This window comes from Rathayibacter festucae DSM 15932, assembly GCF_004011135.1.
In the GTDB taxonomy this organism is placed as follows: Bacteria; Actinomycetota; Actinomycetes; order Actinomycetales; family Microbacteriaceae; genus Rathayibacter; species Rathayibacter festucae.
The window spans coordinates 369,074-390,157 of sequence record NZ_CP028137.1 but is presented as its reverse complement, the minus strand read 5'-3'; the positions used below and the strand labels follow the sequence as shown (position 1 = coordinate 390,157).

The following is a 21,084-nucleotide window of genomic DNA, read 5'->3' as shown; positions in this document are numbered from 1 at the left end:
ACATGACGCGATTCGTGCAGTACACCGAGAACGGCGGCCCCGAGGTGCTCGAGGTCGTCGAGGCGCCCGAGCCCGAGGCCCCCGAGGGAGGCGTCGTCGTCGCGATCCGCGCGGCCGGCGTGAACCCGATCGAGTGGAAGATGCGCTCCGGCATCCGCCCCGGGCCGCCCTTCCCCCGCCGCCTCGGCTCGGACGGCGCCGGCGTGATCACCGCCGTCGGCGCGGGCGTCTCCGGCTGGAGCGTCGGCGACGAGGTGATCGTGAGCAGCGCGAGCGGCACGTACGGCGAGTCCGTCGTCGTCGCCCCCGAGAGCCTCGACCGCAAGCCCGCGGGCCTCGGCTTCGAGGAGGCCGCCGCGCTCGGCGTCCCGATCAGCACCGCCTACCAGGCGGTCGTCTCGCTCGGCGTCGCCGAGGGCTCCGTCTTCCTCGTGCACGCGGGTGCCGGCGCCGTCGGCCAGGCCGTGGTGCAGTTCGCGGTGGAGCGGGGTGCGCGCGTAATCGCGACGGCGAGCCCGGCCAACCACGAGCGGCTGCGCGAGCTCGGCGCGGAGCCCATCGCCTACGGTCCTGGCCTCGAGGAGCGCCTGCGCGCGGCGGCTCCCGGCGGAGTGGACCGCGTGCTCGACGCGGCGGGCACCGACGAGGCGCTCGCCGCCTCCCTCGCCCTGGTGAGCGACCCGCAGCACGTCGGCACCGTCGTCGTCGGCGCGCGCGCCGCCGAGCTGGGCATCCGCGCCTGGATGGGCGGCAGCCCCGTCCCGCTGACCGACGAGGAGAAGGCCCTGCGCCGCCAGGGCATCCCCCGCGCCGCGCAGCTCGCCGCCGACGGCCGCTTCTCCCTCGAGCTGGGCCCGCGCTTCGCCCTCGACGACGTCGCCGACGCCCACCGCCTCAGCGAGGACGGCCACACCCGCGGCAAGATCCTCCTCGTCCCCTGACCCGCCACGAGCGACCCGCGCACCTCATGCTGACCGAGCGACCCGCGCACCTCATGCTGACCGAGCAGCCCCCGCACCTCGTGCTGATCGAGATACCCGCGCACCTCATGCCGATCGAGATACCCGCGCACCCCATGCTGATCGAGATACCCGCGCACCCCATGCTGATCGAGATACCCGCGCACCCCATGCTGATCGAGTAGCCCGCGCAGCGGGCGTATCGAGATCCACCCGCCGACGAAGGAGTCCCGCCATGACCACCGACGACACCACCCCCGTCATCCTCGGCGGCGCCCGCACCCCCTTCGCCCGCTTCCAGGGCGCCTTCGCCCCGCTCTCGGCGGTCGAGCTCGGCGCCGCCGCCGTCCGCGCGGCCCTCGCCCGCTCCGGCGCGCAGCCGTCCGACATCGACGCCGTGATCCTCGGCCAGGTCATCCAGGCCGGCGCCGGCCAGGGCCCCGCCCGGCAGACCGCGATCCGCGCCGGCCTCGGCTGGGACGTCCCCGCCACCACGATCAACAAGCTCTGCCTCTCCGGCCTGACCGCCGTGATCGACGCCGCCCGCCTCATCCGCACCGGCGAGGCCTCCGTCGTCGTCGCCGGCGGTCAGGAGTCGATGACGAACACCCCGCACCTCCTGCTCGGCGCCCGCTCCGGCCTCGGCGTCGGCGCGCGGCCCCTCGAGGACGCGCTCCTGCACGACGGCCTCCTCGACCCCTTCGACGACCGGATGATGGGCCGCGTCACCGACGACGGCAACGCCGAGCGCGGGATCCGCCGCGAGCGCCAGGACGCCTACGCCGCCCTCTCGCACCAGCGCGCGGCGGCGGCCCGCGACTCCGGAGTCCTCGCCGAGGAGATCGCGCCGGTTCAGGTCCCGCAACGCCGCGGCCCCGATCTTCTGGTGTCCGAGGACGACGGCATCCGCCCGGAGACCACGGTCGAGATCCTCGCCGGTCTGCGCCCCGCCTTCAGCACCGAGGGCACCATCACCGCGGGCAGCTCCTCCCCGATCACCGACGGAGCGGCCGCCCTCGTCGTCGCGAGCAAGGGCTGGGCCCTCTCGCGCGGTCTGCCCTGGCTCGCCGAGATCGCCGAGCACGGCCAGGTCGCCGGCCCCGACAACTCGCTGCACTCGCAACCCTCCGCCGCGATCCTCCGCGCCCTCGCCCGTCGCGGCGGCACCGTGGCCGACCTGGACCTCATCGAGATCAACGAGGCCTTCGCCTCGGTCGTCCTGCAGTCCGCCGACGACCTCGGCGTGCCGCCCGAGTCGGTCAACCTCGACGGCGGCGCCATCGCCCTCGGCCACCCGGTCGGCGCCTCCGGCGCCCGCCTCGCCCTGCACCTGGCCCTCGCCCTCCGCCGCCGCGGCGGCGGCCTCGGCGCCGCGGCCCTCTGCGGCGGCGGCGGCCAGGGCGAGGCCCTCCTCCTCCGCGCCTGACGCCCCCTCGCGAGATGCCACTTGTGCACGCCTTTCGCGGCGTGTCGCGTGCACAAGTGGCATCTCGCGGGGAGGGTCAGCCCGTCCGGCTACGCTCGCGGGATGAGCATCCTCAGCGCGGACGGCCTCGAGTTCGTGACCCAGCGGCACCTGGCCACCCTGTCGACCCCGTGGCAGCAGGGACGCCTGCACGTCGTCGCCGTCGGCTTCACCTACGAGGACGGCATCGTCCGCGTCATCACCTCGCGCGAGAGCCAGAAGGTGCTGAACGTCCGCCGCGGCGGCACCGCGACCGTCAGCCAGGTCGACGGCATCCGCTGGCTCAGCCTCGGCGGCCCCGCCTCGATCGAGGAGGACCCCGAAGCCGTCGCGCACGCCGTCGAGCTCTACTCGCAGCGCTACCGGACGCCCCGCGAGAACCCTCTCCGCGTCGCGATCCGCATCGACGTCGACTTCGCCCTCGCCTCCTCGGGCCTGCGCGCGGAGTAGCCCCGTGCACTCCCCCGACGCGCTGCGGGCCGACGGCACCGTCTCGTCGCTGCGGACCTACCGCTACGTCCGGGTGTCGCTCGTCGCTGCCGTGCTGTTCCTCGGCATCGGAGTGACGTGGCACCTCGCGACGCTCGGCCCCCTGCGCTCCATCAGCGCCGCCTACTACACGCCCGTGCGCTCTATCTTCGTCGGCTCGCTGTTCGCCGTCGCGGTCGGCCTCGTGGTCCTCGCCGGGCGCAGCCTCCGCCGCACGCTGCTCGTGATCGCCGGCTTCACCGCTCCCGTCATCGCCCTGGTGCCCGCGCCGGTCCCCTCCGACGAGCTGGAGCTGCTGACGGGCACCGGCTGCCCCGCGGGCGTCGCGCGCTGCGTCGCCCCCGGCACCGCGGACGCGATCGCCGTCGGGATTCTCGCCTACCTCGTCGTCGCCGCGGCGGCCCTGGTCGCCTCGCTCGCCTTCCTCGCCGTCGACCGCGCGCTCGACCGCGGCGCCTGGCTGCGCGCCGGCGGTGCCGCCGTGCTGCTCACCGCCCTCGCCGTGTTCTCGACCACCCCGGTCTTCGCCGACCTCGGCCACTACGCGGCCGCCGCGCTGTTCTTCCTGCTGATCGCGGCCGTCGCCGGCATCCACGCCCACGCGGTGCGCTCGCAGGGCGTCCGCGGACCGGGCTCGCTCCGCGCCTACTCGCTCGCCTACTCCGCACTCGCCGCCCTCCTGGCCGCGGTCGACGCCGCCGCGATCGTCCTGCTGCTCACCGGCCGGGCCTCCGCCGTCTTCGGCGAGCAGTGGCTGCTGATCGTCGAGGCCGTCGCCCTCGCCCTCTTCACCGCCTTCTGGATCCTGCAGACCGTCGAGAACTGGCGCGACCCGGACGCGGCGGCCCACTGAGCAACAGCACGGTCCCAGCGACGGAGCGACCGATCGCGACGGCGGCTGTGGTGAGCACGACCACCGAGAGGGCTACGAAGCTCCTCTCAGCAGTGGTCGAGGACCTATCGTTTCGCTGGAGAAGGCTCCGCGACCCTCCGCACCAGCGTCACGAGCCCACACCGAGGGGATCGACGCGGCACCGCTGCAGCGCCTCCCGACCCGCGTCCTCCTCGGCGAAGGGGTAGTCGTCACGCGGGACGTCATTCGCGTAGTCGGACGTCGAGTACGACGTCCGCACGACGCCGGAGCGGGCGAGGCACTCCACGACCAGCGTGGTCTCGTCGGCGCGCTCGGGGTTGCGGTGCGTCCAGCTGGAGAGGGCGCCGATCTCGGTCTCGCCCGAGCTGCGCGAGCAGCCCTTCACCTCTTCGTAGGCGGCGTCGGCGTCGGTATCCGGAGCGAACGTCAGGTGGAACGACCCGTCGAGCGCGTACTCGTCGATGCCGTAGCCGAGATCCGCGACGCACCTGGTGAAGCGGTCGATCATCTCCGCGCGCTCCTGCTCCGAGACCACGCCGTCCTCGATGACGGACCTGGTGAAGTCGTCCGTCGCCCGGTCGTAGGCGGCGGCGAACTCCGATGCCCACGGACCATTGAAAGCAGGTGTGCCGGGAGCCGGTTCGGACTGCCCGTCCAGAGCCGCGGGGCTCGTGCACGCGGTCAGACCGAGGATCAGCGCGGCACTCAGCGCGACGAGCGCCCTCCCGATCGGCCCGCCGGGCAGACCCCGTGGGGGGCGGGCGGGACTCGCTGTCCGACGTGTCATCGTTCACCGACCTGCTCGAACCGCTCCCGGACCCACTGAGGGTGGACGAGCTCGCGCCAGGCGCAGCCGGCCCACGAGACCTCGCGATCCGGGATCCGCCGCTTCCAGACGGAGGCGGCGTACGCCGTCGCGGCGAGGCTCGTGGCGGCGCCCGCGAGCAGCGCGTTCCCGAGGGCGGAGGAGTTCGCGGCGAGCAGCGCGAGGAGGACGGCGAGGACGAGGACGCCGGCCGCCAGCAGGCCCGGCTGCCGTCGCGGTGCGCGCCCTCCCCCGATCAGCAGGCCCGCGAGGAGACCGACAACGAGAGCGGCAGCGGTCACGAGCGGGTCCTCCGGACCGACCGGCGCCGACGGTCTCGATGACGCACGTCGACGGAGCGGATCCGGGACACGTGTGGTGATCGGGTCCGCTCCGCCGAGACGCTGCCGCTCGCGTGCCGCCCGTCCGCCGTCCGCTCATCTCCCGTCACGACCTCGACCTCCGCACCCTCTTCGCCACCCGGGTGAGCAGCTCCCGGAGACAATACACGTATTGGTCATCCGCGACGCCGCCGGCGCGAGACACAGCACGGCGATCACCCCGTGAAACGCGGAAGGCCCGCTCTCTCGAGCGGGCCTTCTGTCTGGTGGTGGATCCGAGGGGATTCGAACCCCTGACCTCTTCATTGCGAACGAAGCGCGCTACCAACTGCGCCACGGACCCGTGCCTTCCGAGCCGTCACCGGCCCGAACAACTCGTCCACACTAGCACGTGGCCGAGGGGGCGTCGGACCGCTCAGGCGCCGCGGCGGCGCTGCAGGGCCTGGTCGAGGTCGATCGCGTCGACGCCCTCGACGACGCCCATCGAGGCGAAGCGCGACGACGGACGCGGGGTCTCCGCGACGGGGACCGGCCCGGTCGCGCGGGGCGAGCGGATCGGCGCGACCTCGGGGGCTGCGGCGGCGGCGCGCTGCGCGATCTCGGCGTCCGCGGCGGCGGCGCGGAGGCGCTCGACGGCGTCGATCGAGGCCATGGCGCTGGCCGCGACGGTGCCGCGGGAGAGGTACAGCGGCTTCGGCAGCGGCTGCGGCGTCCAGCGCGTCTCCTCTGCGGCGGCGGTCTCCTCCTCGGGAGCGACGGCCTCCTCGGCGAGCTCGGCCTCGAAGACCTCGGCACGGCGGCGGGCCACCTCGGCGGTGCTGGTCGAGACCGCGGCGGGCGCGGCGCTGCGCTGCCGGCCCGGGGCGAGCAGGATCAGGGTGCCCAGACCCGCGGCCAGCAGCAGCACGCCGACCAGCGGCACCACTCCCGCGCCGCCGAAGGGCAGCATGACCAGCCCGACGAGGGCGACGACGAGGCCGATCAGCACCGTCAGCGCCGCGCCCTGGCGCCAGCGCATCGCGCCGGGAGCCGTCCGCGTGCTCTGCCGCGTGCTCGCGGCCGCCCGCCGCAGCGCTTCGCGCGCCGCCTTCTCCGCCTGTGCCAGCTCCATCGCCTGTGCCTTCTCTTCGGCTCGTTGTTTGGTCTCGATCGCCCGGAGGGTGCGCTGCTGGAGCGCGACCTCGCGGGCCGTCGCCTCCGCACGCACGTGCTCGGGCACCTCGGCGGTCTCGGCGAGGATCCGCAGGGTCTGCTGGAGCCTCACCGCGTTGCGCTCGGTCGCGTAGAACGACCGCCGACGCATCCACGCGGGGATGAGATAGGCGACCCACAGAACGGCGGCGAGCGCCCAGACGACGCCCCCGCCCAGCCAGTCGCTACTCATGCGACCCACGCTAGGAGCACAGGGCGCTCCCGTCCGTCATTACGGGTAGGTGTGTCCGTGCGGATCGCGGATTAATCGGCTCCCCGTCGGGGGGACACCGGCGCCGTCGGGCGGCCCGGAGAGCCCGGAACGGCGGGACGCGCGCTGGTCGGCGTCGGTCGGCACGCCGACGTCGCTCGGCACGGAGCCGTCGAGGTAGCGGCGCAGGACACCGCGCGGCACCTCCTCCGCCACCAGGGCGAAGCAGAAGTGGTCGCGCCAGTCGCCGTTGATGTGGATGAACCGGCGGCGCAGGCCCTCGTAGCGGAAGCCGAGCTTCTCGACGACGCGCAGGCTCGGCCGGTTCTCGGGGCGGATGCAGATCTCGATCCGGTGCAGGCCGAGATCGAAGAAGGCGTGATCGGTCGCGAGCGCGACGGAGATCGGCGTGATGCCGCGGCCGGCGTAGCGCTCGGAGACCCAGTAGCCGATCGAGCCGGAGGAGAGGGAGCCGTAGCCGATGTTGGAGATGTTGAGCTGGCCGGCCAGCTCGCCGTCCCAGTCGATCAGGAACGGCACGCCGCCGCCGGCGCGCGCGTTCTGCTGCAGCGAGCGGATGCTGGCCCGGACGTCGAAGGCGGCACCGCCGCGGGGGTCGGACGCCTCCCACTGCCGCAGCCAGGCGCGGTTCGCGATCAGCTCGCGCTCGAGGGGGCGGGCGTCCCGGACCCGGATCGGGCGGATGGTGACACGACCCTCGGAGAGCGTCGGTATCGGCAGCGGCATGTGCTGACCCTACTGCGCGGTCGCGGCGGTCGAAGGGGGTGGACCGGAGCGCCGGAACGCGGCAGGGGCCGGAGCACGGGGGGCCGCCACTCCATGCTGGTCGAGTAGCCCCGGAAGGGGCGTATCGAAACCCACGTCCGCCAGAAGAGCGGGTCTGCAGGCTCAGCTGCAGGCGACGGTGGATCTCGATACGCCCGCTGCGCGGGCTACTCGATCAGCATGGAACGAACGCCCCGCTAGGCGGGCCGCTCGAAGTGCAGCGCCCGCCCCGCGGGCTCCTCGCTCAGAGGCCCGCGACGAAGTCCTTCAGCCAGGGCTTGAGGTCGACGCCGAGGTCCTCGCGGTCGGAGGCGAGCTGCACGATGGCCTTGATGTAGTCGAGCTTGTCGCCGGTGTCGTAGCGGCGGCCGCGGAAGACGACGCCGTAGACGCCGCCGAACTCGGCCGGGTCCTGCGCCATGCGCTCGAGGGCGTCGGTCAGCTGGATCTCGCCGCCCTTGCCGGGCGCGGTGTGCTCGAGCACGCCGAAGACGTCGGGCTTGAGGACGTAGCGGCCGATGATCGCGAGGTTCGAGGGCGCGTCCTCCTTGGAGGGCTTCTCGACGAGGCCGGTGATGCGCACCACGTCGTCCTCGTCGGTCGTCTCGACCGCGGCGCAGCCGTAGAGGTGGATCTGGTCGGGGTCGACCTCGAGGAGCGCGACGACCGTGGTGTCGCGCTGCTCCGCGACGTCGATCATGCGGGTGAGGAGCGGGTCGCGCGCGTCGATCAGGTCGTCGCCGAGGAGGACGGCGAACGGCTCGTCGCCGACGTGGCGCTGAGCGCGCGAGACGGCGTGGCCGAGGCCCTTCGGCTCGCCCTGGCGGACGAAGTGCACGTCGGCGAGGTCGCTCGCGTACTGCACGTGCGCCAGCTTGGCGTCGTCCAGCTTCTTGGCGAGGTTCTGCTCGAGCTCGGGGACCGAATCGAAGTGGTTGGCGAGCGCGTTCTTGTTGCGCCCGATGATGACGAGGACGTCCTGGAGTCCGGCGTCCGCGGCCTCCTCGACCACGTACTGGATCGCCGGCTTGTCGACGACCGGCAGCATCTCCTTGGGGATGGCCTTGGTCGCCGGCAGGAAGCGGGTGCCGAGACCGGCGGCGGGGATGACGGCTTTGCGGATACGAGTGCCCATGGGGCGCCATACTAGCGGCGGCCGTGGTCGGGCACGTTTCGGCCCCGAGAGGGGCTTGCGAACGGTGTACCCCGCTCGCGGACAGAGCCGCCGCAGGACTCCTCACGATCGCGATGCTGCACTCCTCACGATCGCGATCCGCCCCTCCTCATGATCGCGATCCCGGCCGCGAAAGCCGTCCGGCACCCCCGATCTAGACTGGGCCCCATGCCAGCCGACATCACCCACGAGAAGCGGGCGCTGCGCGCCGAGCTCCGTGAGCGCCGACGCACGCAGACCGCGACCGCCCGCGAGCAGGCCACCCTGCACCTCACCGAGCACCTCGAGGAGCTGGCGACCCGGGTCGGCGCGCGGTCGATCGCCTGCTACCTCTCGGCGCCGGACGAGCCGAGCACCCGCCCGTTCCTCGGCTGGGCCGAGAGCCGCGGGATCCGGGTCCTCTTCCCCATCTCCCGCCAGGACGGCCTGCTCGACTGGGCGGTCGGCGACGGCCACACCGAGACCCAGGGCCTGTTCGGCATGCCCGAGCCGGTCGGGCAGCTGCTCGGCCCCATCGCGATCAACGACGTCGACCTGATCATCGTCCCCGCCGCCACCGTCGACCGCTCGGGCATGCGGATGGGCTGGGGCCGCGGCTACTTCGACAAGACGCTCGGCTCGATGGAGAAGTGCCCGCCGGTCTACGCCGTGGTCTTCGACAGCGAGTTCGTCGAGCACGTGCCCAGCGAGGTGCACGACCAGGCGGTCGACGGCGTCGTCACCCCCTCGGGCATCGTCGACATCCCGCGCTGACCCGCTCCCCTCTTCCCCCACTCCCCCGCCGCCACCCGCCTCAGGAGCACCAGTGCCCACCTACTCCTACCGCTGCACCCAGTGCGGCAACGCCTTCGACATCCAGCAGAAGTTCACCGACGACACCCTCACGGAGTGCCCGAGCTGCCAGGGCGCGCTGCGCAAGGTCTTCAGCGCGGTCGGCGTGACCTTCAACGGCTCGGGCTTCTACCGGACCGACTCGCGCGCCTCGGGGTCCGGGTCCGGCTCCGGCTCGAAGGAGTCGAAGGGCGAGTCGGGCGGAGGGTCGTCCACTCCCGCCTCGACCGGCTCGGGCTCCGGCGGATCGTCCTCGGGCGGCTCCGGCTCGTCGTCGGGCTCCTCCGGGTCGGGATCCTCCCGCTCCGGCTCCTCGTCCTCGGGGTCGGGCTCCGGCTCCGGCTCCTCGGGCTCCTCCTCCTCCAAGCCCTCGTCCTCCGGGTCGGGGTCCTCCTCCTCCTCCTCCTAGGGCCGCCGCTCCCCCGGGAGCGAGCCCGCCTCCGCGCACCTCACTCCGCCCGCCGGCAGAAACGGAACAGATCATGATCAACGGCTTCAAAGAGTTCATCCTCCGCGGCAACGTCATCGACCTGGCGGTCGCCGTGGTCATCGGCGCCGCGTTCACCACGATCGTCAACGCCATCGTCACCGGGATCTTCAACCCGATCATCGGCGTCATCTTCGACGCCTCCTCGCTCGAGACGCTCGTCTGGACGATCCGTCCCGAGGGCAACGGCCAGGAGGCGTCGGTCATCGCCTGGGGCGCCGTCCTCTCCGCCCTGATCCAGTTCGTCATCGTCGCGTTCGTGCTCTACTTCGCGTTCGTGCTGCCGATCAACCACCTCAAGAACGCCGCGTTCAAGAAGAAGATGGACGACGCCCCGGCCGCCGAGGACAAGGCGCCCACCGAGCTCGAGCTCCTCGCCGACATCCGCGACCTGCTCGCCAACGGCGGCACCGCGACCACCGCGAACTCCGGCAAGCACGTCGACTGACCAGCGGTGACGGAGGAGGGGGGCGGCGATCGCGAGGTCGCCGCCCCCTCGCCGCGTCCGGCGATGTCCCCGGAGCGCACTCCCGCGGCGTCCGCCGTGTCAATTCTTGTTAACGGTAACAAAGTGCTCGCGTGTCGCCCTCGCGAGCCTTTAGTGTGTGGTTCCTCACCACCCGTGCGACGGAGCACCGGCATCCTCACCCCCGAGGGCCCGCGGCCTCGTCGCCCTCTCGACGACGAGGAATCCTGCATGAGACGATCACGATCGACGTTGCGGACCGCTCTGGCGACCACGACGATCGCAGCCACCGCGCTGCTCGGAGCCGCCCTCCCGGTCTCCGCCTCCGGAGCGACGGCCCAGCCGCTGCTCCACTACAGCTTCGACACCGCGCCCACCGGCACCACCGTCGCCGACACCAGCGGCAACGGCTACAACGGCACCCTGCGCGGCAGCGGCGCCACCGTCGCCGCGGGCGCACTGAGCCTGCCGGGCGGCTCCGCCGCCGCGGCCCCCTACGTCGACATCCCGACGGCGGGCCTGGTCGGCAAGAAGGACCTCACTATCTCCACCTGGCTGTCGAACCGGACCGGACCCGCGAACACCGCGGCCGCGTTCCTCGGCGCCCCGGTCGCGGCCGGTGCGTCCTTCTCCTCCGGCTACTACCTGCTCAACCCGACGAACCCGGCCGGCTTCGTCAAGTCGGTCGTCACCAATGCGACCAACGCCGGCGCCCCGTGGGGAACCGAGGTCGGCCCCGGCTCGACGAACGCCGCCACGACCGGCCTGCGCACCCCCGCCGGCTACTCGCTCTACACGACCGTCATCGACGGCACCAACGGCACCCTCTCGGTCTACGTCAACGGCACCCGGATCGGCCAGAACGCGATCACCCGCAACGTCTCGTCCTTCGGCGCCTCGCTGGTCGGCTACCTCGGCCGCTCGACCTACAACGACGCCGGCTGGAACGGCCTCGTCGACGACTTCGCGGTCTACGACAGCGCGCTCACCGCCGACGCCGTCACCGCGCTCTACTCGTCGCAGGCGATCGACCGCGCCGTCGCCTCCGTCAGCATCCCGACGACCGCGACCGCCGACTTCGCGCTGCCCACCAGCAGCGCCGGCGTCGCCGTGACCTGGCGCTCGAGCAGCGCCGCCATCGCCGTCTCCGGAGGCAGCGCCGTCGTCACGCGACCGGCCGCCGGCTCCCCCGACGCCGCCGTGACGCTCACCGCCACCTTCACCTCCGGCAGCGACACGCGCACCGTCGACTACCCGGTGCTCGTCACCGCGCAGCTCGCCGACGCCGACAAGGTCCAGCGCGACCTCGACGCCGTGACCGTCGCCCAGGCCGGCGACGTCCGCACCAACATCTCGGTCCCGGCGCGCGGCGCCCTCGGCTCGAGCATCGCCTGGAGCGTCATCGGCTCGAGCGCCGCGACGATCCGCGACGGCAGCACCGCCGACAGCCGCACCATCGTCGTCGAGCGCCCCGCCGCGGGCAGCCCGGCCGTCGACGTCACGGTCCGCGCGACCGCCACCAGCGGATCGGTGACGCGCACCCGCGACTTCACCCTCCGCCTCCAGCCGCTGCCCACGGGCACGGACGACACCGAGGCCTACGTCTGGGCCTTCTTCACCGGGGAGGGCGCCGGCGCCGAGCGCGTCAGCCTCGCCGCTTCGAAGGGGAACGACGCCCTCGACTGGAACACGCTGAACGGCGGACAGCCCGTCTTCACCTCCGACCAGGGCACCAAGGGTCTGCGCGACCCGTTCATCCTCCGCTCGCACGAGGGCGACAAGTTCTTCATGCTCGCGACGGACCTGAAGATCGACGGCCTGGCCGGCGGCTTCGACACCGCGCAGAAGTCGGGCTCGAAGTACATCGAGGTCTGGGAGTCGACCGACCTGGTGAACTGGTCGGCGCAGCGCCACGTGAAGGTCTCGACCGACTTCGCCGGCAACACCTGGGCGCCCGAGGCGTACTGGGACGACGAGCTCGACACCTACGTCGTGTTCTGGGCCTCGAACATGTACCCGACGACGAACGCGGCCGACCGCACCGCCGTCACCTACAACCAGATGATGTACGCGACCACCGACGACTTCGTCACCTTCTCGGAGGCGAAGCCGTGGATCGACGTCAAGCGCGGCACCGGCCGCGGCACGATCGACTCGACCATCGCGAAGGACGGCGACACCTACTACCGCTTCACCAAGGACGAGGCGTCGATGACGCTCCGCGAGGAGAAGAGCACCGACCTGCTCGCCACGGTCAGCGGCTCACTGCCCGGCACCTCCGGACCCGCGGACGAGTGGACCCTGGTCAAGGAGCGCGTCGCCTCCGGCCTGCCCAACGGCGAGCCGAACGGCACCTTCACCAGCGGTGAGGGCCCGAACGTCTTCCCCGCGAACGAGGGCGACGTGAACGGCCTCGACTGGTTCCTCTTCATCGACCAGCCGGACTACCACGCGGGACCGAACCACTACATCCCGTTCGGCACCGACGACCTGGCCGCCGACGCCTGGCAGCCGCTCGGCGCGAAGCTGCGGGAGAACCTGCCGCAGAACTCCGACGGCGGCAAGCCCCGCCACGGCACGGTCATCCCGGTGACCCGCGCCGAGTACCAGCGGATGCTCGAGGCCTACGCCCCGGCGATCGCCGTCACCTCGGTCGCTCTGATCGCGGTCTCGACCGCGGCCGGCGTCGCCCCGGTGCTGCCCAGCGCGGAGCTCACGACGGCGGACGGCGCGAAGCGCACCGTCGCCGTCACCTGGGACGCCGTCGCCCCCGCCTCCTACGCCGCCGCCGGCACCTTCGCGGTGCGGGGAGTGGCGCAGGATGACTCGCGGATGCCGGTGACCGCCACGGTCACCGTGCAGTCGTCGCTGAAGCTGACGGCCGCGGCGACCACCCGCTGCGTCGCCGGCAAGGTGGTGCTGACGGTCGTCGCGACCAACGGCGACACCGTCCCGATGGACGTCACGGTCACCTCGACAGCGGGCACGAAGTCCTTCGCCGGCGTCAAGGCGGGCTCGAACGCCTCCGCCGCCTTCACCGTCCGGGCCGCCCAGCTCGCGGCCGGCGAGGCGACGGTGACGGCGACCGCCTCGGTCGGCGGCAAGTCGGTCACCTCGACGGTGAAGGCCCCCTACGCGGCCCGCACCTGCGGCTGACCCGCTCCCGCGACGACGACGGCCCATCGTGCTCCGGCACGGTGGGCCGCCGTCGTCCGCGGTCCACGAGATTCCACTTGTGCGCGCGACACGCCGTGAAAAGCGTGCACAAGTGGCATCTCGCGGGAGGGGTCAGTAGTGCGGGGGGACGTCCTGGCGGAGGCGGGCGTCGTTCGGGCCCGTGTCGGGGCGCGCGGGCGCGGCGTCGGGGTCGGGGACGACGGCGTCGTGCGGGGACGGGTCGGTGCCCGGCTTCGCGGGCAGGGTCGCCCGCCGGCCGCCGCGCGAGCGCCGGAGCGGTCGGTCGGCGCCGGCGGGCGCGGCGGCCCGGGAGTCCTCGGGCACGCTCAGTCGGCGGGCAGGGGCGTGATCGGCTGCGTCTCGTTCGACGCCGGGGCGGCGTCCTCGACGATCGGCGCGCCGGCGCCCACCGGCACCTCGATCGGACCGGTCGACGTCTCGTCCTGCGGGGCACCGATCAGCCCGGCGACCCGCGCGGCCACGGCCTCGGGGTCGGCGAACAGCTCGAAGTTGTGCACGCGGAGGTAGTGCCAGCCGAGGCGGCGCAGCAGCTCCGGCCGCAGCCGCAGCGAGACCCGGAGGCTCTGCGTGCTGACGTCGCGGTCGGTCTCGACGACGACGGCGCGGGTGCCGTGCGCCGCGACCAGCGCGAGCTTGCCCTTGTGGCCGATGTTGACGCGCAGTCCGCGGCGCTCGAGGCGCGCGGCCAGGTCGACCAGCATCGGCTCGGAGTAGTCGTCGCGGTCGCTCGGCTGGACGCGGTCCTCCGCCTCCTGGAGCACCTGGGCGAGCGCGACCATGCCGTAGCGCATCCGCGACTCGTCGATGTCGCCGGGGCGGAAGCAGGAGACGATGTCCATCGAGCGGCGGGCGCGGGTCATGCCGACGGCGAGCAGGCGCTCTCCGCCCGGCTCTGCCAGCGCACCGAAGTTGGAGAGCAGGCGCCCGTGCGGGGTGCGGCCGTAGCCGATCGAGAAGATGACCCGGTCGCGGCTCTGCGCGACCGACTGCTCGAGCGTCACCACCGCGAACGGCTCGGGCCGGTCGCCGAGGATGAAGTCGTTGAGGTCCGCGCGCTTGGCGAACGCGGTGAGCACGGCCTGCTGCACCCGGACGGCGTGCCGCGGGCTCGCGGTGATCACCATCAGCGACTCGCGCGGACGGATGACCGCGTGCTCGAGCACCAGCTCGACCACCTTCGCGACCTCGGCGTCGACGGACTCGACCGCTCCGGAGTCGTTCTCCGGCATGCCGTGTCCGCTGGCGATGTAGTGGAAGCGGAGCGAGTCGTGCCCGAGGAACGAGCCGGCCCACGGCAGCGAGTCGATCCGGCCGCCGTAGAAGCGTCGGTTCACCAGCTCGGCGAGGTCCTCGCCGCCCGCGCGGTAGCTGCGGGTGAGCGTGACGGTGTTGAGCAGCTCGCCGAGGCGGGCCAGCGCGGACTGCGCGTGCAGGGCCTCGACGTCGGTGCGCGAGGCGGCGCTGCCGAACTCGACGGTCTCGTCGACCCGCAGCGAGAACGGCGTCGGCGTCTGCGTCACCGGGTCGCCGAACGCGACGACCTGCTTGGCGCGGCGGATCGCTCCGACGTTCTCGGCGAGGGTCGTGGCGCCGGCGTCGACGAGGAAGACCGCGTCGAAGGTGGTCTCGGTGCCGATGCGGTGCACCTCGTAGGGCGAGGCGAGCCAGGCCGGAGCGAGCACCCGCGAGAGGTGCGGCGCGGCCTTCTGCAGCTCCTGCGGCGTGGTCGACGCCTCGGAGCGCAGCAGCGCGCGCAGGGCGTCGCGCTCGAGCTGCCAGTCGACGAGCCCGATCTTCCAGGTCTCCGAGAGCTTCCAGGCCAGCAGCTCGGCGCTGGAGGCTGCGTGCGCCTCGTCGACGAGCTTGAAGTCGGCCTCGAGGCGGTCGAGCACGCTGGTGTTGCCGCCGAGCAGGGCGCGCTCGTCGGTCAGCATGATCTCGAGCGCCGAGCGCCACCAGGCGAGGTCGAGCTCGATCGCGACCAGCTCGGCCGGCACGTGGCGGCGCGAGAGGTCGGTCAGCAGCGGGTCCAGGCCCCACTCGCGCAGCGTCGAGAGCAGCGTCGTGCGCTCCTGCAGGTTGGCCAGCACCTCGCTGTCCTCGGCGAGCCCGGAGACCATCGAGACGAGCTCGGCGAGCGGGAGGGACGCCAGCGGCGTGCTGCTCCCGCGCCGGCCGAGCGGCTCGTCGAGCCGGCCGAGCTGGTCGGACACCTGCTGGAACGCGACCTGCACGTCGGCGACGCCGACCGGCACCTCGGGGACGGTGCCCGCGACGGCGTAGCGCTGCCAGAGCGTGCGCTGCTGCTGCACGCGGCGCAGCGACGCGTTGAGGTCGGTCACGTGCGCGCCGGGCCGCATGTACTCGCGGGCGAGCTTCTTCAGGCGGCGGCGGTTCGTCGAGGACATCTCGGCGGCCTCGCGGCGCGGCGACGTGGCGACGATGAGGTCCTGGATCGAGCGGTCGAAGACGGCCGGCTGGAACTTGTCGAGCGTCTCGCGGACGTCCTGCAGCAGGCGCAGGTAGATGCCGAGCTCGGCGACCGACTCGAACGGGCGCATGCGCGTCTGCGCGATGACGTCCTGGGCGCGGTCGAGCAGGCGCGGCAGGTCGCGCAGGTGCAGGCGCTTGGCCAGCTCGTGCGCGGCCTCGGCGTCGGCGGTCGAGTCGAACTGCGCGCCGTACCAGGGCGAGTCGCCCGGTCCGTAGCGGAACTCGCCGAGGCGGGCCGACTCGATCAGCATCCGGGTCGCCTCGGGCCGGCTGTGCGCGAGGGCGGTGACGGCGCGGCGGTCGAGGCGGGCGGCGGTCGACGGGGGCGTGCGCAGCTGCGAGAGGCGCGCCAGCTCCTCGAGGGCCTGCAGCGCGGACACGCCGAAGCTGGGGTCGCGGCGCGAGAGGGCGCCGCGGTAGTCGAGCAGCACCTTGCGCAGGCGCAGCAGGGCGTCGTCGATCTCGCTGACGGAGGGGCGTGCGGCCTTCTCGTTGCGGCCGATCGACTGGATCAGGTCGCGGCGGAGCGTGCGCGGGCTGACGGCGATGCCGCCGAGGCCGGCGGAGAGCAGCCGCTGGTGGATGCTGTCGAGGCTCGAGCGGCGGGCACCGACGACGAGGACGCGCTTGTGCTGCGCGGCGAGCGCGCCGATCGCGTTGACGATCGTCTGCGTGCCGCCGGTGCCGGGGAGGGTCTTCACGACGAGCGAGTTGCCGGCCGCGATGTTCGCGATGACCTGCTCCTGCTCGGCGTCGGCGTCGAGGAGGAGGTTGTCGGTCGCCGGCGGACGCTCGTCCTGCGGGATGATCGACGCCACCTTCTGCGACTGCTGCAGCGCGCGCTTGGCGGCCGGGTTGCCGGCGACCGCGTCCAGGACGGGGTGCTCGAGCATCCGGGCGTCGCGGAGCATGTCGCCGGCGACGTCGGCGAAGCTCGAGACCACCAGGCGCGGGTGCACGGCGAACCAGGGCAGGTGCGAGGTGAGTCCGCGCAGCTGGTCGATGACCGGCTGCGGCTTGAAGACGCCGCTCTGCACCGCGAGCTCGACGAACTGCTCGGGGTCGATCGTGATGCCGAACTGCTGCTTGAGCGCGCGGGCGAGCTGCGGGTTGAAGTAGGGCTGGCCCTTGAGCTTGAGCTCGAAGTCGCGGCCGTAGCGGCGGATCGCGAGCGGGCGCAGCAGGACCGGGGCGGTGAACTCCGTCTCGCCGGCGCGCCACTGGGCGAGGCCGATCGCGAGGTGCACGCCCTCGATGCCGCGGACCGAGCGCAGCTCGATCCCCTTGTCGGTGATGGCGGCGGCGGCGTTCTTCGCGGTGCGCAGCGCCAGCTCGTCGCGGATGAGGGAGGAGAGCAGGGTCGTCTTGCCCGAGATGAACGGGGGCAGCCCGCCCGGGTGCGTGGTGGACAGCTCGATGCGGGTGCGCGGGGAGTCGACGAAGTGCAGGAGCGGCGAGGGGCCGCCGACCTTGGCGAGCTCCTCCCGCCAGGACTGCCAGACCGGGTCGGCCGCGTTGCCGCCCTGGTAGCCGGCCTCGCCGCTCGTCACCTGGACGGGCGTGGTGGCGTTGGAGGGGAGCTGGAGGGCGGACGCCTCGCGCGGGTCACCGGACTCGGGGGAGGTCGCCACCGGTCCGGCTCCTGGGAAATCGTCGACACGTTGCACACGGACACCCTAAGCCGGGGATCTGCGAAAGGCCGTAGCGACGCGGATCGGCCGGACGACCGAGGCGTCACCCGCGTCTGGGGGTCGTGCGGGTCGGTCAGGCCGCGGCGCGGGCGAGCCCCTCCTCGCCGGGTCGCGCTCCGCGATCGGGCCAGACGCCGAGCGGGGGCACGCTCTCGACCCGGCGCTCGCCGTCCACGACGACGACGCGGCTCTCGACGCGGTCGTGCCCGCCGGCGACGGCCACGGCGATCATGACGGCCTCGGCGTGGTCGCGGGTGAGGTGCCCGAACGCCGCGCGCAGGTCGACCGGGCGGCCGGTGGCGAGCGACAGCGCGATCCGGGCGACCGCCTCCTCGGAGAGGTCGAGCAGGTGCGCGCCGCGCTCGAGGACCGCCAGGTCGACCGCGGATCCCGCTGCGCTCTCACGGACCCACGGCAGTCCCGGGCGGGCGCAGCCGGTGCGCAGGAGCAGCTCCTGCGCGAGGGCGACAGCGGGGGTCGCGGTGGACGGGACGGCGGGCGCGGCGGTCACGAGGCGGCTCCGGTCGGTGCGGACGGCCCGCGGCTCGCCCGGCGGGCGGCGCGGACCGCCACCGAGGTCACGGCCGTGAGGACGCAGATCAGCCCGACCAGCGCGGGGGCGAGCCAGCCGAGCACGCCCGCCCGCTCGACGGTGGGCCCGACGTACGACCACTGCGTGAGGCCGTGGACGAAGAGCGCGAAGAAGCCGAGGGCGACGCCGGTCAGCGCGGTGACGAGATCGGCCGGGCGGAGGACCTCGTCGTCGTCGGAGAGGGCGGCGGGAGCGGGAGGCGCGGGCGGCGCGGCGGTGGCCGGGTCGGCGGCGGCCGGGTCGGTGGTCGGCAGCGCGAGGGTGCCGGTGGACGGAGTGGACATGGAACCGATGGAACCAGTCGGCGGCCGTCTCCGGCGTCCTCCGCTGGCATGATGGCGCGCGCCGTTCGGCTCACGTCGCGCGGCGCCGCCCGAGCGAGGACTGGAAGCGCAGGAGGTAGCCGTCGGGATCGGTGACGAGGACCTGGCGGACGCCCGCCTCCTCCTCCCCCACCCGGTACCAGCGGGTCTCGGCAGGGGCGAACAGGGGCACTCCTGCCGCGTCGAGGGCCGCCGCGACGGCGTCGGCGTCGTCGACGCGGATCTGGAGGTTCGCGCCGCGGCCGAGCGGGCGCTCCAGCGGCGCGGTGATCCAGTCGCGGGTGCTGCCGATCCGGTCGAGCATGACGTGGGCGGTGCCGCGGACGAGGTACGCGAAGCCCTCCTCCGGTCGCGCGTAGCGGACCGCGAAGCCGCAGGGGCCGCACCAGAAGGCGAGGCTGCGCCCGAGGTCCTCGACGAGGAGCTCGGGGACGAGGTCGGGCTCGAAGGCGGGGTCGGCGGCGGGGTCGGCGGCACTCACGGCGCCATGCTGCCACGGACCCGCCACGGACCCTCTGCGGAACGTCGGCCGGGCTAGGGTCGACGGCATGGGGGCCGAGAGCACGAGTGTCGGGAACGACGGGGATCACGAGCATGCCGCGCAGGCGATCGGTGAGCGACCATTCGGAGAGCCGGAGCACGTAGAAGTCCGTGCGACGCACGACGGCCCCCCGCGCTTCCCCCTCAGCCTGGTGGTCGTCGTCCCGGTCGGGATGCTGGTGCTCGGCGGCCTCTTCGGGAGCGTCCTCGCCCTGAGCACTCCGTGGCTGCCGATGGCGCTGACGCGGGCGGGACTGCCCTACGCCGTGCTCGCGCTGATCGTCGCCGTCGTGCTCCGCCTCCGGGCCGTGCGCGTCGTGCGGGCGGACCGGTCGGAGCCGCTCGACCCGGTGATCGCCTCCGGCCGCAGCCTCTCTCAGCGGGCGACCCGGGCCACCGCCGCCACCCTGCTCGCGATCTGGCTGATCGTCGCCACGGCGTTCGCGCTGCAGACCGAGCCGGGGCTCTTCGTCCTCGCCGGCGGGCCGGTGGTCATCGGGGCGCTGCTGTCGATCGTCGCGAACGCGCCCCTGCTGTACTCCCCGCGGATCGCCCGCTCCGAGGTCGCCGTGGTGCTCGCGCACGCGGACGGCCGGCGGCGGATCCTCGCGAACTGGATCCTCGCGCCCCTGTCCTGGTTCGCCTACGCGATCCCGGTGCAGCTCCTCGGCATCTGGAACGTCTAGCGCGCCTCGGCGGTCTCCGGCGCGGTCTTCGTGCGGCCCGGCAGCAGCAGCAGGCCCGAGACGCCGACGACGATCAGCAGGATCGCCGCGACGGTGACGAAGGCGGACAGCGCCAGCACCGGCATGATGACGGTGAGCAGGCCCGCGATCACCGAGGCGATGCCCGCGGCGATCGGCAGCCACACCGGGCCGGCGACGGTGCGGCCGCTGGTGATGCTCGAGACGCCGTCGAGGATCCAGCCCAGGCCGATCACGAGGCCGAGTATGCTCAGCGACTCGAACGGGTTGGACAGGCAGAGGATGCCGGCGACCAGGATCAGGGCGCCGAGCAGGCCCGCGAGCCAGCGCACCCGGTTCTGCAGGCGCGTGGCGGTGAAGGCCAGCAGGAGCCGGAAGACGCCGGCAGCGATCAGGTGGATGCCGAAGACGATCGCGACGGTGAGCAGGGTAGGGCCGGGGATCAGCACCGCGATCACGCCGAGGGCGATGGCGATCAGCGAGACGCCGATGATCCAGCTGCGCTCGACGGCGGTGCGGGAGAGGGCGGGAGACGGAGTCGCGGCGGCGGCGTTCTCGGCCGTGTTCTCGGGCATGAGGGTCCTCTCGTCGGGGGCTGACCCCTCGAACGCTAGGGCACTTCCGCCCCGCGGCGAGCGGGACACGGGGGCGGTCGCGCTCGGCTCGCGCGCCCGCTACCCTGCGGCGGCGGCGACCCCGGTCAGTGCCGGCGGCGCGCCCCGGTGCCGCGGGCGGCGCGATGCCGGCGGATGCTGCGGACCACCAGCAGCAGCACGACCACGCCGATCGCGCCGTAGATGATCGCGTCGAGCACGCCCGCGTACTGGTCGACCAGCTCGTACTGAGTGCCGAGCGCGGCGCCGAGGCCGATCAGCAGGCCGTTCCAGACGCCGGAGCCGAGGATCGTCAGACCCGAGAACAGCAGCAGGTTCATCCGCTCGGCACCCGCGGGCAGCGAGATCAGACTCCGGACGCCGGGGATGAGCCGGCCGAAGAGGACGGCCCAGGTGCCGTGCCGGCGGAACCAGCCGACGGCCTTCTCGAAGTCCTCGCGGTCGACCAGCGGCAGCTTCGAGAGCAGGCGGATCGAGCGCTCGGTGCCGATGCGGTAGCCGAGCCAGTAGAGGATCAGCCCGCCGAGGTAGGCGCCGAGGGTCGCGGTGATCACGACGAGCACCAGGTTCATCCGTCCCTGCTGGGCGAGGAAGCCCGCCAGCGGCAGCACCAGCTCGCTCGGGATCGGCGGGAACACCGTCTCGATCAGCGTCAGCAGACCGACCCCGGCCTCGCCCAGCGCCGCGATCACGCGGGCGGCGACGCCGACGAGACCGGAGAGCTCGTCGATGCTGTCGGTGGAGGAGGCCGCCGTCACGGAGGCAGGGGCGAGGGCGAGGGTCGCGATCGTCATGACTGAGAAGCTACTCAGTCCCGGGGCTCCGCACCTGGGAGATCGGGGTCGGCACC

22 protein-coding genes and 1 tRNA gene are annotated in these 21,084 nt (G+C 73.2%); 10 read left to right on the top strand and 13 right to left on the bottom strand.

The window, feature by feature from the left end:
* The first annotated feature begins 2 nt into the window (after positions 1-2).
* The 5 genes from C1I64_RS01935 (at position 3) to C1I64_RS01920 (ending at position 3,766) form a co-directional block, all read left to right on the top strand.
* Positions 3-941, top strand: coding sequence for a quinone oxidoreductase family protein (locus C1I64_RS01935; protein ID WP_127886028.1), 939 nt, complete (start codon positions 3-5; stop codon positions 939-941).
* Between the two features lie 53 nt (positions 942-994).
* Positions 995-1,144, top strand: a complete 150-nt coding sequence (locus C1I64_RS19945) for a hypothetical protein (RefSeq protein WP_164874419.1) — start codon at positions 995-997, stop codon at positions 1,142-1,144.
* A 50-nt stretch (positions 1,145-1,194) separates the two neighbouring features.
* On the top strand, positions 1,195-2,385 hold the full coding sequence (locus tag C1I64_RS01930) for an acetyl-CoA C-acyltransferase (protein ID WP_127886027.1): 1,191 nt from the start codon (positions 1,195-1,197) through the stop codon (positions 2,383-2,385).
* 102 nt (positions 2,386-2,487) lie between these two features.
* Positions 2,488-2,874: a pyridoxamine 5'-phosphate oxidase family protein gene (locus C1I64_RS01925; protein ID WP_127886026.1), complete on the top strand. Its 387-nt coding sequence runs from the start codon at positions 2,488-2,490 to the stop codon at positions 2,872-2,874.
* 4 nt (positions 2,875-2,878) lie between these two features.
* Positions 2,879-3,766, top strand: a complete 888-nt coding sequence (locus C1I64_RS01920; RefSeq protein ID WP_127886025.1) for a hypothetical protein — start codon at positions 2,879-2,881, stop codon at positions 3,764-3,766.
* Positions 3,767-3,914: 148 nt separating this feature from the next.
* Here C1I64_RS01920 and C1I64_RS01915 read toward each other — a convergent pair whose 3' ends face one another.
* From C1I64_RS01915 to galU, 6 genes are all read right to left on the bottom strand, one after another.
* Positions 3,915-4,574, bottom strand: a complete 660-nt coding sequence (locus C1I64_RS01915) for a hypothetical protein (protein ID WP_127886024.1) — start codon at positions 4,572-4,574, stop codon at positions 3,915-3,917.
* Positions 4,571-4,894: a hypothetical protein gene (locus tag C1I64_RS01910; protein WP_127886023.1), complete on the bottom strand. Its 324-nt coding sequence runs from the start codon at positions 4,892-4,894 to the stop codon at positions 4,571-4,573. The genes C1I64_RS01915 and C1I64_RS01910 overlap by 4 nt, the downstream gene beginning before the upstream one ends.
* A 306-nt stretch (positions 4,895-5,200) precedes the next feature.
* Positions 5,201-5,276, bottom strand: a tRNA-Ala gene (locus C1I64_RS01905).
* A 72-nt stretch (positions 5,277-5,348) separates the two neighbouring features.
* Positions 5,349-6,317, bottom strand: coding sequence for a hypothetical protein (locus C1I64_RS01900; protein WP_127886022.1), 969 nt, complete (start codon positions 6,315-6,317; stop codon positions 5,349-5,351).
* Positions 6,318-6,356: 39 nt separating this feature from the next.
* A complete protein-coding gene (locus C1I64_RS01895; RefSeq protein ID WP_127886021.1) occupies positions 6,357-7,082 on the bottom strand; it encodes a GNAT family N-acetyltransferase in 726 nt (241 codons plus the stop codon).
* Positions 7,083-7,365: 283 nt separating this feature from the next.
* Positions 7,366-8,256: a UTP--glucose-1-phosphate uridylyltransferase GalU gene (gene galU, locus C1I64_RS01890; protein WP_123445235.1), complete on the bottom strand. Its 891-nt coding sequence runs from the start codon at positions 8,254-8,256 to the stop codon at positions 7,366-7,368.
* 207 nt (positions 8,257-8,463) lie between these two features.
* On the opposite strand from galU, the gene C1I64_RS01885 reads away from it, so the two are divergent.
* From C1I64_RS01885 to C1I64_RS01870, 4 genes are all read left to right on the top strand, one after another.
* The gene (locus C1I64_RS01885) at positions 8,464-9,048 is read left to right on the top strand and encodes a 5-formyltetrahydrofolate cyclo-ligase (protein ID WP_123445234.1); all 585 of its coding nucleotides are present in this window, start codon (positions 8,464-8,466) and stop codon (positions 9,046-9,048) included.
* Positions 9,049-9,100: 52 nt separating this feature from the next.
* On the top strand, positions 9,101-9,535 hold the full coding sequence (locus C1I64_RS01880; RefSeq protein ID WP_127886020.1) for an FmdB family zinc ribbon protein: 435 nt from the start codon (positions 9,101-9,103) through the stop codon (positions 9,533-9,535).
* Between the two features lie 73 nt (positions 9,536-9,608).
* The gene (gene mscL, locus C1I64_RS01875; RefSeq protein WP_185019944.1) at positions 9,609-10,061 is read left to right on the top strand and encodes a large conductance mechanosensitive channel protein MscL; all 453 of its coding nucleotides are present in this window, start codon (positions 9,609-9,611) and stop codon (positions 10,059-10,061) included.
* 249 nt (positions 10,062-10,310) lie between these two features.
* Positions 10,311-13,235 carry an immunoglobulin-like domain-containing protein gene (locus tag C1I64_RS01870; protein ID WP_164874418.1) on the top strand — a complete coding sequence of 975 codons (2,925 nt, stop codon included), beginning with the start codon at positions 10,311-10,313 and terminating at the stop codon, positions 13,233-13,235.
* Positions 13,236-13,367: 132 nt separating this feature from the next.
* Here the strand turns inward: C1I64_RS01870 and C1I64_RS01865 are convergent, their stop codons facing one another.
* From C1I64_RS01865 to C1I64_RS01855, 5 genes are all read right to left on the bottom strand, one after another.
* Complete coding sequence (locus C1I64_RS01865) at positions 13,368-13,580, bottom strand: hypothetical protein (protein ID WP_123445231.1); 213 nt, start codon at positions 13,578-13,580, stop codon at positions 13,368-13,370.
* 2 nt (positions 13,581-13,582) lie between these two features.
* A complete protein-coding gene (locus C1I64_RS01860) occupies positions 13,583-17,401 on the bottom strand; it encodes a DEAD/DEAH box helicase (RefSeq protein WP_372487843.1) in 3,819 nt (1,272 codons plus the stop codon).
* Between the two features lie 133 nt (positions 17,402-17,534).
* On the bottom strand, positions 17,535-17,972 hold the full coding sequence (locus C1I64_RS19940; protein WP_164874404.1) for a hypothetical protein: 438 nt from the start codon (positions 17,970-17,972) through the stop codon (positions 17,535-17,537).
* Complete coding sequence (locus tag C1I64_RS19935) at positions 17,969-18,337, bottom strand: hypothetical protein (protein ID WP_164874403.1); 369 nt, start codon at positions 18,335-18,337, stop codon at positions 17,969-17,971. Before C1I64_RS19935 ends, C1I64_RS19940 begins: the two co-directional genes overlap by 4 nt.
* Positions 18,338-18,407: 70 nt before the next feature.
* Positions 18,408-18,857, bottom strand: a complete 450-nt coding sequence (locus tag C1I64_RS01855) for a bleomycin resistance protein (protein WP_127886018.1) — start codon at positions 18,855-18,857, stop codon at positions 18,408-18,410.
* Positions 18,858-19,068: 211 nt separating this feature from the next.
* On the opposite strand from C1I64_RS01855, the gene C1I64_RS01850 reads away from it, so the two are divergent.
* Positions 19,069-19,602 (top strand): G protein-coupled receptor family protein, encoded by a 534-nt coding sequence (locus tag C1I64_RS01850; protein WP_127886017.1) that lies wholly within the window; start codon positions 19,069-19,071, stop codon positions 19,600-19,602.
* Here C1I64_RS01850 and C1I64_RS01845 read toward each other — a convergent pair.
* A complete protein-coding gene (locus C1I64_RS01845) occupies positions 19,599-20,195 on the bottom strand; it encodes an HdeD family acid-resistance protein (RefSeq protein ID WP_123733851.1) in 597 nt (198 codons plus the stop codon). The genes C1I64_RS01850 and C1I64_RS01845 overlap by 4 nt on opposite strands.
* Positions 20,196-20,320: 125 nt before the next feature.
* The gene (locus C1I64_RS01840; RefSeq protein ID WP_127886016.1) at positions 20,321-21,028 is read right to left on the bottom strand and encodes a DedA family protein; all 708 of its coding nucleotides are present in this window, start codon (positions 21,026-21,028) and stop codon (positions 20,321-20,323) included.
* Between the last annotated feature and the right edge of the window lie 56 nt (positions 21,029-21,084).